The organism is Agrobacterium sp. LEGMi-208b (assembly GCF_059511785.1).
Genome location: NZ_CM183446.1, coordinates 759,394 through 772,623, shown reverse-complemented (window position 1 = coordinate 772,623; position 13,230 = coordinate 759,394). Strand labels below are relative to the sequence as shown.

Here is a 13,230-nt window from a genome sequence, read left to right as displayed (position 1 = left end):
GGGCGAGGAAGGCCGGGGGAGCCGTTGCTCAGGCGAAGGTGAGGTGCTGGCGGACGCCGACATCGGGCGTCTTGTCATCCGACATGTTCGCCTTGGCGATTTCCCAGCCGAATTTCAGCGTGCTGTCCGTCGAAGCCCAGATATCGGCGTCATCGACATGCAGCGCCAGCATGGTCAGTTGCGGATCGCTTTTGCCATGTTCGTACCAGGCCGCCGTGACCGAGTTCCAATATTCGTCGATCTTGGTTTTATCGTCGCGCGCTTCGAGGATGCCCGAAAGGCAGGCGTGGTAGTCATGATCCTTGCCCACCACGCAGAAATGCGCCCGGGAACCGGATTTCAGCGATTTCACCAGATCGGTGTCTTTTTTGGAGAAAAACCAGATGGTATTGGTCTTGGGGTCAGCATGAGGTGCCATGGGCTGCATGTGGTTGTGCAATCCTTCCAGCCCAAGCATGCCGGCATGGACGGAATTGATCTCGTCCCAGAGCTGGCGGGCCGGTGCTTCTCTTGCTTCAGTCAGGCTGACCATATGTTTTCTCCTTCCGGTCTCGTGCTGCGACGGAGGAAAAGATGCCCTGTTCCGCCGCGTTCATGATCAGAACGAAGAGCGGATAAATCAGTTCCTTCTGTTGTTGCGGCAAGAGAAAGCGCTTGCGGGGTTGAATGGCGCGGCTATCGCACTTATAAGGCCCGCAATCTCCAAATTACGACAATCAGGTTTTCCATGGCTGGTCATTCACAGTTCAAGAACATCATGCACCGCAAGGGCAAGCAGGACTCCGTGCGGTCCAAAATGTTTTCCAAGCTTGCGCGCGAAATCACCGTTGCGGCAAAGACGGGCATGCCCGACCCGAACATGAACCCGCGCCTGCGTCTGGCGATCCAGAACGCCAAGGCCCAGTCCATGCCGAAGGACAATATCGAGCGTGCGATCAAGAAGGCGTCCGGCGCCGATGGCGAAAACTATGACGAAGTCCGCTACGAGGGTTACGGCCCGGGCGGCGTTGCCGTTATCGTCGAGGCCCTGACGGACAACCGCAACCGCACGGCCTCCAACGTGCGCTCCATCTTCACCAAGGCCGGCGGCGCTCTTGGCGAAACCGGTTCGGTCTCTTTCTCTTTCGACCGCGTCGGCGAAATCTCCTACAAGGCTGAAGTCGGCGATGCCGACAAGGTCATGGAAGCCGCCATCGAGGCCGGTGCCGACGATGTCGAATCCAGCGAAGACGGCCACACCATCATTTGCGGTTTCGAAGCGATGAACGAGGTTTCCAAGGCGCTGGAAGGCGTGCTGGGCGAAGCCGAAAGCGTCAAGGCCATCTGGAAGGCGCAGAACACGGTGCCGGTGGATGAAGAAAAGGCGCAGTCGCTGATGAAGCTCATCGACAATCTCGAAGACGATGACGACGTGCAGAACGTCTATTCCAACTTCGAAGTGTCCGAAGAAATTCTCGCCAAGCTTTCCGCCTGACGTCTCATGTTTCAAAAAAGCCCCGGCAGCGATCCGCTCCGGGGCTTTTTGTTTAGGCGGCCTTCTTTATGGAGGTCCGCACGTCGGCGAAAATCTCGACCGACCGCAGCCGTTTTTCGATGTCATGGATGGGCATGGAAACGATCAGCTCATCCGCCTGCGTTTCCGCCAGGAAACCGTCGAGATGACGTTGGATCGTCTCAGGTGAGCCGACGGCGGCGAAACGCAATGTGTGTTCGACAGAGAAACGCTCCATCTCGTTCCAGTAATCGTCCATGTTATGCACCGGCTTCGGAAACTGTGTGCGCACATTGCGGCGCAGGTTGACGAATTGCTGCTGCGAGGAGGTGAAGAGATGCTGCGCCTCTTCGTCCGTATCGGCGCCGACCCCCATCACACCCACCATGACATAGGGCTTGTCCAGCACCTCGGAAGGTTGGAAGCGCTCGCGATAGATATGGATCGCCTCCATCAGCATGTCAGGGGCAAAATGCGAGGCAAAGGAATAGGGCAGGCCGAGGGCTGCGGCGAGATGCGCGCTGTAGGTGCTGGAGCCGAGCAGCCAGAGCGGGACATTGGAATTCATGCCCGGCACGGCGAGAATGGCCTGATCCTGTTGCGGCGGGCCGAGATAGCGCTGGAGTTCGACGATATCGTGCGGGAAATTTTCCGCGCCGGCATCGAGATTGCGGCGCAACGCCCGCGCCGTGCGCATGTCGGTTCCGGGAGCGCGACCGAGACCGAGATCGACACGACCGGGAAGGAGTGCGGCAAGTGTGCCGAACTGCTCGGCGATGACGAGCGGGGAGTGGTTGGGCAGCATGATGCCGCCGGAACCGACGCGAATATGTTTCGTGGCCGCGCCCACATGGGCAATGACGAGTGATGTTGCAGCACTGGCAATGCCCGGCATGCCGTGGTGCTCCGCCAGCCAGATGCGGTTATAGCCGTGTTCTTCGGCCTTGATCGCCATTCGGCGGGAATTTTCAAGCGCCTCGCTGACGCTCTCGCCTTCACCGATGGGTGAAAGGTCGAGAATGGAAAAGGGGATCATCCGACGCTCCTGCAGAGTTTAAGTCTTTGCTGCGGATGTAAGGCGCGTGTCCCGATTTACCAGAGAAGTCGCGCAGAATTGAAGGATGGTTCAAAAAAATTGGGGCCTCCGGAGAGGCCCCTGTCTTTCTTGACTGAGCCGCCTCAGCCCGCCCGCCGGAATTGCCGGCTTTCGTGACGCCCCGCCGCGGTTTCCGAAGCCAGCACGAACTGTCCGAGCCTGCCATCCATTTCACCCGCTTCGGAAGCGAGATTGTGAATCGCGGCCGTCGTTTCTTCCACCATGGCGGCGTTCTGCTGGGTCATGGTGTCGAGGCTGGTGACGGTGCTGTTGATTTCCGAAAGCGTGTGCGCTTCCTCGCGGGTAGACTCCATGATCTCTTCGATACGCGTGCTGATGGTTTGCACATGCTTACCGATGCCGCTCAGCGAAGCACCCGCCTTTTCCACCAGCGCCACGCCTGCGGAAACCTCGTCGGTGGAGCGCTTCAGAAGGCTGGTGATTTCTTTCGCGGCGGCTGCCGAACGCTGCGCCAGTTCACGCACTTCCTGCGCCACGACGGCAAAACCCTTGCCGGCGTCGCCCGCGCGGGCCGCCTCGACACCCGCATTCAAGGCAAGGAGGTTGGTCTGGAAGGCGATTTCGTCGATGACGCCGATGATCTGGTTGATCTGACGCGACGAGGTCTGGATTGCCTCCATGGCGGCGATGGTCTGCTCCATCACGCGGCTCGATGCCGTTGCCTCCGTGCTGGCATCGCGGGCAATCCGCGTTGCCTGTTCGGCGCGTTCGATCTGGTCGCGGACCGCTTCGGTAATCGCCTTGATGGCGCTTGCCGTTTCGGTGATGGAGGCCGCCTGCCGCTCGGTGCGTTCCGCCAGCTGGTCGGCGCCCACCCGCATCTCCTCGGAGCCGCCACGAACGGCGGCGGAGTTGCCGCCAATCGCTTCCATGGTCTCGCTGAGCCGGGCAAGCGCGGTATTGAAATTGTGGCGCAGGCTTTCGAGATCGTCCGGAAAGATGGTCTCTATGCGATAGGCGAGATTGCCGTTCGCCAGCCGGTCCAGCCCCGCATCCAGGGAACGCACGACCATCTGCAGCGTGCCGGCCTCGGCCTCCCGTTCCGCAAGATGGGCGCGCCGCGCCGTTTCGGCTTCCTCCCGCGTGCGCGATGCGGTCTCCTCCATGTCCCGCTGCAGGATGAGTTTTTCACGGAAGCTGCCGAGCGCGCACGCCATGCGGCCAATCTCGTCCCTGCGGTCCTGATTGCCGATTTCGGCATCGAGACGCCCGGCCGCCACTTCGCCGGTCAGGCCGGCAAGTTTTTCCAGCGGGGCGAAAAGGCGCCGTGCGAAAAAGGCCGTCGCAGCACACATGGCGGCGAGAACGCAGAGGCCGATGACGGCAAGCGTGCCGGCGATCGAGATGGAGCCGGCATTCAACTCGCTGCGCAGCATGCTTTCCACCGCGAGATATTTTTCCCCGGCAAAAGAGAAGGGGCGGGCATAGGCATTGGCTTCGCCATCCGCGCGGTCGATCTTGGCGACGGTCATGCCCGTCGCATTCAGAGCCGCGCCATGGAAACCGTAGATGGCCGGGTCAAGGCTGACCAGCCTTTCGCCCTCAACGCCGAGAACCTTGCCATCGGCGGAGATGATCGCGGATTGTTCGGAACTGCCGGCCGTCACACCCTTGGTGAGAATCTGGCTGAAGACGCCTTCCTTGACCCGGAAGAGAACGATGCCCTTGAACGCGCCGAACTTGACGACCGGAACGCCGAAGTAAATGCTAGCCTCTTTCGTGGCGGCATCGATGCGCAGGCCGGAGAAGCTGGTCTGCGCCACATCGTTCACGGCCTTTTCGGCATTCGCGGCACCGCGTGCGAAGGCCGCGCCGAGGCCGCTTTCCGCCCAGGCGCTGCCGGTGACGGTTTCCCCGAAAGCCGATCCTTTAAGATAGGAGTAATAGACCGTGCCGGCCGGATCGATGAAGAGAACGTCGCTGAATGGCGTTCCCTGCAGATAACCACCGATATCCGTCTGGGTCTTCTCATGGGTCGAATAATAAAAGCCGCTCGGGCTTTCCGGCTTGATCAGCTTTTCTTTTTCGCCGAAGGGGTTCTCCTTGACGAAGACACGCTGCAGTTCCGCCTTCGCGTCGCCGGAATTCTTCTGCACGGTGGCCCAGCCGCTGCGCATGGAGACGACAGCCATCTGCAGGGCTTCTATCTTGGCGATGGAGTCCGCCTGCACCTTCAGCTGTTCAAGGCGTTCCTGGAGCATGTCGCCGCGGAAGACGAGAATGCTTTCCATGGATTTCGACGCCTGTTCCTCAAGAACGCCGCTGCTGCTCTGATAACCGAGAAGTGTCAGAGCCCCGGTCGAGATCGCCATCAGCGCCAGGAAAATCACCAGCACCTTGGTGGATATGGAATGAAAACGGTTCAGCATGGCCGATGCAGTCCCCAATGCCGGATCAGTTCCCACGCCATGCACGGATGGCGCCATCGGACGGCTGATATGGCGAAACTATCGTGCTGCGGATCATCATGTCCGCAGCTCCCCTTTTTGATTTTGCGAGAACAATGCGACACGCGGTTTAAGCAGAGGTAAATGCTGCACTGCAAATTTGATGAATGTTGTCGTTTTGTTCACTTATCGCTGGCAGGGTCGCAACCGGAAAGATAAGGTGCCTCATGCAAAAGACGATTCGAATCATCGGCATTGACCCGGGATTAAGGCGCACCGGCTGGGGGGTGATCGACACCCTCGGCAACAGCCTGCGGTTTGTCGCCTCCGGCACGGTGACGTCGGATGGCGATATGGATCTCGCCTCCCGCCTGTGCCAGCTGCATGACGGGCTGGCGGATATCGTGCACAGCCATCAGCCTGACGAAGCGGCAGTGGAACAGACCTTCGTGAACAAGGATGCGGTTGCGACCCTGAAACTCGGTCAGGCGCGCGGCATCGCCATGCTGGTTCCGGCGCGCGCCGGGTTGCCGGTCTTTGAATATGCACCGAACGCGGTGAAGAAAGCCGTGATCGGCGTCGGGCACGGCGAAAAGCAGCAAATTCACATGATGCTGAAAATCCTGATGCCGAAGGCCGAATTCAAGGGTAACGATGCGGCGGACGCGCTCGCCATCGCAATCTGCCACGCCCATAATCGCGGCGGCGACAGGATGCGGCGACTGCTGGCGGCCGGTTGAATATTAAAGTCTCATTGCAGCGGGCGGCATCATGATCGGAAAACTGAAAGGCAACATCGAGGAAATCGGCGCGGATTACGTGCTGGTGGATGTGCACGGCGTCTGTTACGTCGCCTATTGTTCGGCGCGCACGCTGTCGAAAATCGGCTCCGTCGGGGAGGCGGTGGTGCTGTTCATCGAGACCTATGTGCGTGAGGACCAGCTGAAGCTCTTCGGTTTTCTCTCGGCGCTTGAGCGGGAATGGTTCAACCTGTTGCAGAGCGTGCAGGGTGTTGGCTCGAAAGTGGCTTTGGCCGTTCTTTCCACGCTGTCGCCCTCCGAACTGGCCAATGCCATCGCGCTTCAGGACAAGGTGATGATTTCGCGGGCACCAGGCGTCGGGCCGAAGGTGGCGGTGCGTCTTGTGACCGAGCTTCGCAACAAGGCGCCTGCCTTTGCCGGAGAGGCTTCCGCCTCGATCGGCCTCAAGCAGGAGCTTGGCGAAGGCGTTGCATCCGCGCCGGTGGCGGATGCCGTTTCCGCGCTCACCAATCTCGGCTATTCGCGTGACCAGGCCGCCAATGCGGTTGCCGCCGCATTGAAGAACGGCGGGGAGGGCGGCGACAGCGCCAAGCTGATCCGGCTCGGGCTGAAAGAGCTTTCGCGTTGATGCGCTTAATGCTAAATTCCTTACAATGGGTGGAAAGTAAGAAAAGGGCAGCAGCATGGGCTTTCAGGTGACAATCACCTCCAAAGGGCAGATGACAGTTCCCAAGAACGTGCGCGAACAATTGAAAATCAAGCCTGGCGACAAATGTTACGCCTGGGTTCGTAATGGGGAGATGATCGTTGTCCCTCGCAATAAATCTCTTGCCGATCTGGCCGGAATTCTTGGTAAACCTCCGAATGGCAAAAAGCTTACCGTCGAGCAGATGAATGACGCGATTGGTGAGGGAGCGGTTGCGCGATATAAGCGTTCTACGGGTAAGACGGAAGACGAATGACCAGCCGTTTCGGAATAGACACGAATATTCTGCTACGCATCGTGGTAGATGATGATGTCGAACAAAAAGAAACGGTAAAGCGTCTTCTTACACGGCTTGAAGACGGAGAAACCCTGCTTGTAAGTCTTGCTGTGATTTTGGAGACGGCGTGGGTACTTGGCCAGTTCTACGGTTATCCCAAAAGTGCCGTTCTGGAGTTTTTCCAGCTTATACTTGAGCGGCGGGAACTGGAAATTCCGGATTATGAGGCGATTGGCAATGCCATCGACATATGCCGGAATACAAATGCGGATTTTTCTGACGCGATTGTATCGGAAAGCAACAGGGTCAATGGCTGCGTGGCGACATATACGTTTGATAAAAAGGCTGCTCGCAAGCTGCCCGGAATGGAACTTCTGACATGAGCGATGCGGCAAGGCTGATTACCCCCGAAAAGCGCGGTGAGGACATCGACACCACCCTGCGCCCGCAATCGCTGGACGATTTTACCGGCCAGGCGGAGGCCCGCGCCAATCTCAAGGTATTTATCGAGGCGGCCAAGAACCGTGGCGAAGCGCTGGATCACGTGTTGTTCGTCGGCCCGCCCGGTCTCGGCAAGACCACGCTGGCGCAGATCATGGCCAAGGAACTTGGCGTCAACTTCAAATCCACCTCCGGCCCCGTCATCGCCAAGGCGGGCGATCTCGCCGCACTTCTGACCAATCTCGAGGAGCGCGACGTGCTCTTCATCGATGAAATCCACCGCCTCAATCCGGCGGTGGAGGAAATTCTCTATCCGGCAATGGAGGATTTCCAACTCGACCTCATCATCGGCGAAGGACCGGCGGCGCGCTCGGTGAAGATCGATCTTTCCAAATTCACCCTTGTGGCAGCGACCACCCGTCTTGGGCTTTTGACGACGCCGCTGCGCGACCGTTTCGGCATTCCCGTCCGGTTGGCTTTCTACACGGTCGATGAGCTGGAGCTGATCGTCCGGCGCGGTGCACGGCTGATGGGGCTGAACATGACCGACGAGGGCGCGCGCGAGGTGGCAAGGCGTGCCCGTGGCACGCCGCGTATCGCCGGACGGCTATTGCGCCGCGTGCGTGATTTCGCCGAGGTGGCGCGGGCGGAAGCCGTTACCCGTGAGATCGCCGACGAGGCTTTGACGCGGCTTCTGGTCGACAAAATGGGCCTCGACCAGCTCGACATGCGTTATCTGACCATGATCGCGGTCAATTTCGGCGGAGGCCCGGTTGGCATCGAGACCATCGCCGCCGGCCTTTCGGAACCTCGCGATGCGATCGAGGATATTATCGAACCCTATATGATCCAGCAGGGTTTCATCCAGCGCACGCCGCGCGGCCGCATTCTGACCGGCACGGCCTGGAAACATCTGGGCATGCAGCCGCCAAAGGATATCGAGGCGGCGCAGTTCCGGCTGACGCTGGAGGAGGATTGAGGGAACAAGCCCGGTGCGTTGGCATTTGATCGTCTTTGGCACGGAGATGATCATGGCGGTATATCGCAAGGGCATGAAGGTCCGGTGGAACTGGGGCAATGGCACCGGTGAAGGTAAGATTGTCGAGACTTTCACGGATGATGTCGAACGCACCATTTCCGGCTCCAGAATAAAGCGGAAAGCGAGCAGGCGGGAGCCTGCCTATCTGATCGAACAGGAAGACGGCGCGAAGGTTCTGAAAAGCAGATCGGAGCTTGAGCGCGTCGATTGAACGACGCCGTCCTTCGGCGGCAACGGAGGAACCTTCATGTCTTACGATCCGTTGCGGGTTTTCCGCAAACTCGCGCGTAACAACCGGCTGGCCAATTTTCGGCTGCATCAGTCCTGCCTTCAGCTTTCGCAGGACGCGTTCGTCGCCTCCCGTGTCAGTTTCTTTCCGACGCTGCGCGCGACGCTGAACCACATCTACACCGTCGACCGGTTTTATATCGATGCCCTGCAGGGCGGCACACTCGGCCTTGCGGCCTTTGCCGAAGAGGAGCCTTTCGCCACCATGGCGGATCTGCGTGTCGCCCAGACGGAATTGGACGAGGTGCTGATCGCATTTGTCGACAGTCTCGATGAAGAAGGCCTCGCCGCCGCCGTCAATATCCATCGTGGCGCGCGCATCCAGCAGGATCGCTGCGACGATGTTCTGTCGCATCTCCTCCAGCACCAGACGCATCATCGCGGGCAGGCGCATGCGATGTTGTCCGGCACCGAGGTCAAGCCACCGCAACTGGATGAATTCATTGTGGGAGATGATGCAAAGGCGAGAAAAGACGCGATGGATGCGTTAGGGTGGACGGAGACCGATTTGATGTTTCCAGCCCGCAGGCCAACACCATGACACACGATACCAAGCAGGACACCCGCATCCGCATCAAGTTCAAGCCGAAGCGCATTTTCCAGATGCGGGTGGCGGGACTGGCGTTTCGCGATGGTCACGTGCTGGTGCATCGGGCGTCGCATGAAAAATTCTGGACCTTTCCGGGTGGCCGTGCCGAAATGGGCGAACGCTCCGAAGAAACGCTGGCGCGCGAAATGGTGGAAGAGCTTGGCGTCGAGGCCAAGGTCGGGCGGCTTTTATGGGCGGTCGAAAATTTCTTCCACTACGAAGGCAGGGACTGGCACGAACTCGGATTTTATTACCTGATGGACCTGCCGGAGACGCTGGCCTTTCATCCGACCGATATCATCCACCGCGTTCAGGACGGCGACAACGAACTGGAGTTCCGCTGGGTTGCGGCGACGCGGCAGGCATTGACGGAGCTTGATATTCCGCCCTATTTCATCGCCGACGAAATAGAGCATCTGCCGAAGGCCACGAGACACCTCGTCTGGCATGACGGCGATCTGGACGATAAATGACCGCTGCCCCTGAACGCCACATGATCCGGCTGGACCGGAAACCGCAGCTTTTCAGCATGCGCGTGGCGGCGCTGATTTTTCAGAACGGTCATGTTCTCGTCCAGCGCGGCGCGAAGGACCGTTACTGGGCCTTGCCCGGCGGGCGGGCCGAAATCGGCGAGAGTTCGCAGGAAACCATTATCCGTGAGATCGGCGAGGAGCTTGACCGGGATTGTTCGGTCGAGCGTCTTCTCTGGTCGGCCGAAAATTTTTTCGCCTATGACGATTTTGCGGCGCATGAACTCGGATTTTATTATCTCGTTTCGCTTCGCCAGCCCCTGCCGTTCCATGAAAGCGATATCGTGCATCGGGTGCTGGATGGCGTCGAAGTGGAGTTCCGCTGGTTGCCAGCGCAGCCTTCCGCGCTTCTGAAGAGCGATCTGAGGCCCCGTTTCATCGCGGAGCGTATCGAGGCGCTGCCGCAACGGCATGAGCATCTTATCGTCCGCGAAGGACGTTCCGATGCGGCCGCAATTCTCAAGGAGATAATATGAGCGAGCTTGTGGTTTCGCTTTCGGGTGAGCTTATCGAACATGGCCACCGCCTGACGCAGCGCGTCTATTACGAGGATACGGATTTTTCCGGCCTCGTTTATCACGCCCGCTATCTGCATTTTCTCGAACGCGGCCGAACCGACTACCTGCGCTGCCTCGGCTGCGAACAAAGCGCGCTTCTGACCGCTGACGAGGAAGGTCTGGTCTTCGTCGTGCATCGCATGGAGATCGATTTCAAAAGCCCGGCGCGGATGGATGACGTCTTGACGATCACCACCATCACCGAGAAAGCCGGCGGCGCGAAAATGGTGCTCAATCAGGAAATCCGGCGTGGTGAAACCCTGCTGGTCGCCGCCAAGGTCATCATCGCCGTCATCAACGCCAATGGTCGCCCGAGGCGGCTTCCGGAGACGGTTGCGGAAAAATTCCTGAAGTAATTGGCGGCCGCATCCAGTAAATCCATCCGGCGTGGCCCTGCTGTAACACTCCTTTAACCATAATGGTGTCTTACTTTAGCAACTGGCATTTGTGCGGCGCACGCCTTCCTTTCACCAAATTTATTGGCAAGTAAGGCTTACTGGCAAGTATCGGGGTATGGCTAAGGGGTTGGCGGCTGTTGCCGCAGGACTTCGAGCGTTAACACGCGTTTGAATCGCCCGGTCCCGTACCGGGCGTTTGGATTCGGGGATTGGATATTTATGGAACAGGCAGGTTTGGCAGCGGCGACGCACGATGTAAGTCTCTGGGCACTGTTTATGCAGGCGGGCCTCATCGTGAAGCTCGTGATGATCGGACTTATCGCCGCCTCGGTCTGGACGTGGGCGATCGTCTTCGACAAATATGTGAGCTTCGGCAAGGCAAGACGCCAGTTCGATCAGTTCGAACAGGTCTTCTGGTCGGGCCAGTCGCTCGAAGAGCTTTATCGCACGCTGGCGGAACGCCAGAATGGCGGTCTTGCGGCAATTTTCGTTTCCGCCATGCGCGAATGGAAGAAATCCTTCGAACGCGGCGCACGCTCGCCCATCGGTCTGCAGATGCGTATCGACCGGGCGATGGACGTGACCATGGCGCGTGAAAGCGAACAATACGAGGCGCGCCTCGGTTCGCTCGCCACCATCGGTTCGGCCGGTCCGTTCATCGGCCTCTTCGGTACGGTTGTGGGTATCATGACCTCGTTCCAGGCGATCGCCGGTTCGAAGTCCACCAACCTTGCGGTCGTGGCGCCGGGTATCGCCGAAGCGCTTCTGGCGACGGCCATCGGCCTTGTCGCGGCTATCCCCGCGGTTATCGCCTACAACAAGTTCACGGCCGACGCGCACAAGCTTTCCGCCCGCATGGAAGGTTTCGCCGACGAGTTCTCCGCGATCCTGTCGCGCCAGATCGATGAAAAACTTCAGACGCGGCAGGCCGCCCAGTAAGCGGCCGCATGCTGTGCAGTAATTTGCCGCAAGGCAAAATGGAGTAGATGGTATGGGTATGTCAGCAGGTGGCAGCGGCGGCGGTTCCGGTGGACGCCGGGGGCGCGGCGGACGGCGCAGGGGCGGGGCGATCAGCGAGATCAACGTGACGCCGCTCGTCGACGTCATGCTCGTGTTGCTTATCATCTTCATGGTGGCCGCGCCGATGATGACGGTCGGCGTGCCGATCGATCTGCCGCAGACATCCGCCAATGCGCTGAATTCGGATACACAGCCGATCACGATTTCCGTTAATGCCAATGGCCAGATCCATTTGCAGGAAACCGAAATCCAGGCGGCCGAAGTGGCCGACAAGCTGCAGGCGATCGCCACCACAGGTTATAACGAGCGTATCTTCGTGCGCGCGGATTCCGTTGCCGCTTACGGCGTCGTTGCCGATGTGATGGCGCGCATCCAGGCGGCGGGCTTCAAGAATATCGGCCTTGTGACCCAGCAGAAACAGGACAATTGACGTAAAACGATGAAGGGCAGCCTTACCACATCCGCGATCGTGCATGCGTCGCTTCTGGCTTTCGCCCTCGTTTCCCTGGGCTCGCCGGAGCCGCTTGACGTGTCGCAGGCCGAGGCCCTGCCGGTGGAACTGGTGCCCATCGAGGAGCTGAGCCAGATCCAGCAGGGCGACAAGAACGCGCCGAAAGCGGAGAAGTCAGCCCCGGTCCCGACCACGCGGCCGGATATTGTCGAAAACGCCCAGAACGTCGGCAACAACACAGCCGATATCGAAGCGCCGCCGACGCCGACCACCAAGCCCAACGACAATATCAGCGCGGCCGCTCCGCCAAAGCAGGAAAAGCCGCAGCCGGTCGTCGACACCAAGGCGAACGAGGTAAAGGAAATCGTCAAGGAAGAAACCTCGGCTCCGAAGCCGCAGGAAATGGCCGCCTTGCCGCAGACCAAGCCTGAGATCGCGCCGCAGCCGAAGACGGAACCGCCGCCGCAGGAAACCAAGGCCGAAGAGCCGCCGCCCGCGCAGCAGGAACCGGCCGAAATACCCGTGCCGCAGAACGTGCCGCGTCCGAACTCCCGTCCCGAGCCGCCAAAGCCGGAAGAGCCGAAGCAGGCTGAGACCAAGCCTGCCGAGCAGAAGCCCGCGGAAAAACCGGCCGAGACCAAGCCCGATCAGGCGAAGTCCACGGACAAGCCTTCCGACAAGAAGCCCGGCGAGAAGAAGCAGGAGACTGCGAAATCGGCTTCCTCGAAGGAAAGCGACTTCAACGCTGACGATATCGCCGCGCTTTTGAACAAGCAGGCGCCCTCGGGCGGCGGCGCCAAGCGCTCCACCCAGCAGGCCTCGCTTGGCGGCAAGAAGACGACGGGCGGTTCGACGCTCAGCCAGACGGAAATGGATGCGCTGCGCGGTGCGATCCAGAAGAACTGGCAAATCATCCCCGGCATGGCGGATGCCTCGGACGTTCGCGTCCGGGTCACCATGAAGCTCGACCGTGATGGAACCATCATCGGTCGGCCCGAGATCGAGGCGACCGGCGGTTCCGAAGGGACGCGTCGTGCTCTTTCCGGCGGAGCCTATCGCGCCATCATGCGTTCTGCTCCGTTCACCAACCTTCCTGCCGACAAATATGACGCATGGAACGAAGTTGTCGTGAACTTCGATCCCAGTGAATTGCTATGAATGCTGAAAGGCCTGGCAA

17 protein-coding genes are annotated in these 13,230 nt (G+C 59.6%); 14 read left to right on the top strand and 3 right to left on the bottom strand.

What is annotated here, in order from left to right; genetic code table 11:
- Positions 1 to 28: 28 nt before the first annotated feature.
- Positions 29 to 532 (bottom strand): pyridoxamine 5'-phosphate oxidase family protein, encoded by a 504-nt coding sequence (locus AC5YUO_RS18270; protein WP_031234299.1) that lies wholly within the window; start codon positions 530 to 532, stop codon positions 29 to 31.
- A gap of 195 nt (positions 533 to 727) precedes the next feature.
- On the opposite strand from AC5YUO_RS18270, the gene AC5YUO_RS18265 reads away from it, so the two are divergent.
- A complete protein-coding gene (locus AC5YUO_RS18265; protein WP_400813741.1) occupies positions 728 to 1,474 on the top strand; it encodes a YebC/PmpR family DNA-binding transcriptional regulator in 747 nt (248 codons plus the stop codon).
- 52 nt (positions 1,475 to 1,526) lie between these two features.
- On the opposite strand, the gene AC5YUO_RS18260 is transcribed toward AC5YUO_RS18265, so the two are convergent.
- Together AC5YUO_RS18260 and AC5YUO_RS18255 are read right to left on the bottom strand one after the other, a co-directional pair.
- Entirely contained in the window at positions 1,527 to 2,528 is a 1,002-nt protein-coding gene (locus AC5YUO_RS18260) for an LLM class flavin-dependent oxidoreductase (RefSeq protein ID WP_400813744.1), read from the bottom strand.
- A 143-nt stretch (positions 2,529 to 2,671) separates the two neighbouring features.
- The gene (locus AC5YUO_RS18255) at positions 2,672 to 4,978 is read right to left on the bottom strand and encodes a methyl-accepting chemotaxis protein (protein WP_496156244.1); all 2,307 of its coding nucleotides are present in this window, start codon (positions 4,976 to 4,978) and stop codon (positions 2,672 to 2,674) included.
- Positions 4,979 to 5,223: 245 nt separating this feature from the next.
- On the opposite strand from AC5YUO_RS18255, the gene ruvC reads away from it, so the two are divergent.
- The 13 genes from ruvC (at position 5,224) to tolA (ending at position 13,211) form a co-directional block, all read left to right on the top strand.
- A complete protein-coding gene (ruvC, locus tag AC5YUO_RS18250; protein ID WP_003523217.1) occupies positions 5,224 to 5,736 on the top strand; it encodes a crossover junction endodeoxyribonuclease RuvC in 513 nt (170 codons plus the stop codon).
- A gap of 31 nt (positions 5,737 to 5,767) precedes the next feature.
- On the top strand, positions 5,768 to 6,385 hold the full coding sequence (gene ruvA, locus AC5YUO_RS18245) for a Holliday junction branch migration protein RuvA (protein ID WP_496156243.1): 618 nt from the start codon (positions 5,768 to 5,770) through the stop codon (positions 6,383 to 6,385).
- 55 nt (positions 6,386 to 6,440) lie between these two features.
- Positions 6,441 to 6,719 carry an AbrB/MazE/SpoVT family DNA-binding domain-containing protein gene (locus AC5YUO_RS18240; RefSeq protein WP_003523219.1) on the top strand — a complete coding sequence of 93 codons (279 nt, stop codon included), beginning with the start codon at positions 6,441 to 6,443 and terminating at the stop codon, positions 6,717 to 6,719.
- Positions 6,716 to 7,123 (top strand): type II toxin-antitoxin system VapC family toxin, encoded by a 408-nt coding sequence (locus tag AC5YUO_RS18235; RefSeq protein WP_496156242.1) that lies wholly within the window; start codon positions 6,716 to 6,718, stop codon positions 7,121 to 7,123. The genes AC5YUO_RS18240 and AC5YUO_RS18235 overlap by 4 nt, the downstream gene beginning before the upstream one ends.
- Positions 7,120 to 8,160 carry a Holliday junction branch migration DNA helicase RuvB gene (ruvB, locus tag AC5YUO_RS18230; protein ID WP_003523226.1) on the top strand — a complete coding sequence of 347 codons (1,041 nt, stop codon included), beginning with the start codon at positions 7,120 to 7,122 and terminating at the stop codon, positions 8,158 to 8,160. The genes AC5YUO_RS18235 and ruvB overlap by 4 nt, the downstream gene beginning before the upstream one ends.
- Before the next feature lie 52 nt (positions 8,161 to 8,212).
- The gene (locus AC5YUO_RS18225; RefSeq protein ID WP_496156241.1) at positions 8,213 to 8,431 is read left to right on the top strand and encodes a hypervirulence associated TUDOR domain-containing protein; all 219 of its coding nucleotides are present in this window, start codon (positions 8,213 to 8,215) and stop codon (positions 8,429 to 8,431) included.
- Between the two features lie 36 nt (positions 8,432 to 8,467).
- The gene (locus AC5YUO_RS18220) at positions 8,468 to 9,049 is read left to right on the top strand and encodes a DinB family protein (RefSeq protein WP_496156240.1); all 582 of its coding nucleotides are present in this window, start codon (positions 8,468 to 8,470) and stop codon (positions 9,047 to 9,049) included.
- Complete coding sequence (locus tag AC5YUO_RS18215) at positions 9,046 to 9,570, top strand: NUDIX hydrolase (RefSeq protein WP_496156239.1); 525 nt, start codon at positions 9,046 to 9,048, stop codon at positions 9,568 to 9,570. Before AC5YUO_RS18220 ends, AC5YUO_RS18215 begins: the two co-directional genes overlap by 4 nt.
- On the top strand, positions 9,567 to 10,103 hold the full coding sequence (locus AC5YUO_RS18210; RefSeq protein WP_496156238.1) for an NUDIX hydrolase: 537 nt from the start codon (positions 9,567 to 9,569) through the stop codon (positions 10,101 to 10,103). Before AC5YUO_RS18215 ends, AC5YUO_RS18210 begins: the two co-directional genes overlap by 4 nt.
- Positions 10,100 to 10,540, top strand: a complete 441-nt coding sequence (ybgC, locus tag AC5YUO_RS18205; protein ID WP_065656478.1) for a tol-pal system-associated acyl-CoA thioesterase — start codon at positions 10,100 to 10,102, stop codon at positions 10,538 to 10,540. The genes AC5YUO_RS18210 and ybgC overlap by 4 nt, the downstream gene beginning before the upstream one ends.
- 261 nt (positions 10,541 to 10,801) lie before the next feature.
- Positions 10,802 to 11,521, top strand: coding sequence for a protein TolQ (tolQ, locus tag AC5YUO_RS18200; RefSeq protein WP_003523238.1), 720 nt, complete (start codon positions 10,802 to 10,804; stop codon positions 11,519 to 11,521).
- Positions 11,522 to 11,573: 52 nt separating this feature from the next.
- A complete protein-coding gene (gene tolR / locus AC5YUO_RS18195; protein WP_003523240.1) occupies positions 11,574 to 12,032 on the top strand; it encodes a protein TolR in 459 nt (152 codons plus the stop codon).
- Between the two features lie 9 nt (positions 12,033 to 12,041).
- Entirely contained in the window at positions 12,042 to 13,211 is a 1,170-nt protein-coding gene (tolA, locus tag AC5YUO_RS18190) for a cell envelope integrity protein TolA (RefSeq protein ID WP_496156237.1), read from the top strand.
- Positions 13,212 to 13,230: the final 19 nt, after the last annotated feature.

Excerpts from the sequence above, each read along its gene's own strand:
- ruvC (WP_003523217.1), top strand. The coding sequence starts at position 5,224 with ATGCAAAAGACGATTCGAATCATCGGCATTGACCCGGGATTAAGGCGC.
- AC5YUO_RS18240 (WP_003523219.1), top strand. The coding sequence starts at position 6,441 with ATGGGCTTTCAGGTGACAATCACCTCCAAAGGGCAGATGACAGTTCCC.
- AC5YUO_RS18260 (WP_400813744.1), bottom strand. The coding sequence starts at position 2,528 with ATGATCCCCTTTTCCATTCTCGACCTTTCACCCATCGGTGAAGGCGAG.
- ruvA (WP_496156243.1), top strand. The coding sequence starts at position 5,768 with ATGATCGGAAAACTGAAAGGCAACATCGAGGAAATCGGCGCGGATTAC.
- ruvB (WP_003523226.1), top strand. The coding sequence starts at position 7,120 with ATGAGCGATGCGGCAAGGCTGATTACCCCCGAAAAGCGCGGTGAGGAC.
- AC5YUO_RS18270 (WP_031234299.1), bottom strand. The coding sequence starts at position 532 with ATGGTCAGCCTGACTGAAGCAAGAGAAGCACCGGCCCGCCAGCTCTGG.
- AC5YUO_RS18220 (WP_496156240.1), top strand. The coding sequence starts at position 8,468 with ATGTCTTACGATCCGTTGCGGGTTTTCCGCAAACTCGCGCGTAACAAC.
- tolQ (WP_003523238.1), top strand. The coding sequence starts at position 10,802 with ATGGAACAGGCAGGTTTGGCAGCGGCGACGCACGATGTAAGTCTCTGG.
- AC5YUO_RS18225 (WP_496156241.1), top strand. The coding sequence starts at position 8,213 with ATGGCGGTATATCGCAAGGGCATGAAGGTCCGGTGGAACTGGGGCAAT.
- AC5YUO_RS18265 (WP_400813741.1), top strand. The coding sequence starts at position 728 with ATGGCTGGTCATTCACAGTTCAAGAACATCATGCACCGCAAGGGCAAG.
- ybgC (WP_065656478.1), top strand. The coding sequence starts at position 10,100 with ATGAGCGAGCTTGTGGTTTCGCTTTCGGGTGAGCTTATCGAACATGGC.
- AC5YUO_RS18215 (WP_496156239.1), top strand. The coding sequence starts at position 9,046 with ATGACACACGATACCAAGCAGGACACCCGCATCCGCATCAAGTTCAAG.
- AC5YUO_RS18255 (WP_496156244.1), bottom strand. The coding sequence starts at position 4,978 with ATGCTGAACCGTTTTCATTCCATATCCACCAAGGTGCTGGTGATTTTC.
- tolA (WP_496156237.1), top strand. The coding sequence starts at position 12,042 with ATGAAGGGCAGCCTTACCACATCCGCGATCGTGCATGCGTCGCTTCTG.
- AC5YUO_RS18210 (WP_496156238.1), top strand. The coding sequence starts at position 9,567 with ATGACCGCTGCCCCTGAACGCCACATGATCCGGCTGGACCGGAAACCG.
- tolR (WP_003523240.1), top strand. The coding sequence starts at position 11,574 with ATGGGTATGTCAGCAGGTGGCAGCGGCGGCGGTTCCGGTGGACGCCGG.
- AC5YUO_RS18235 (WP_496156242.1), top strand. The coding sequence starts at position 6,716 with ATGACCAGCCGTTTCGGAATAGACACGAATATTCTGCTACGCATCGTG.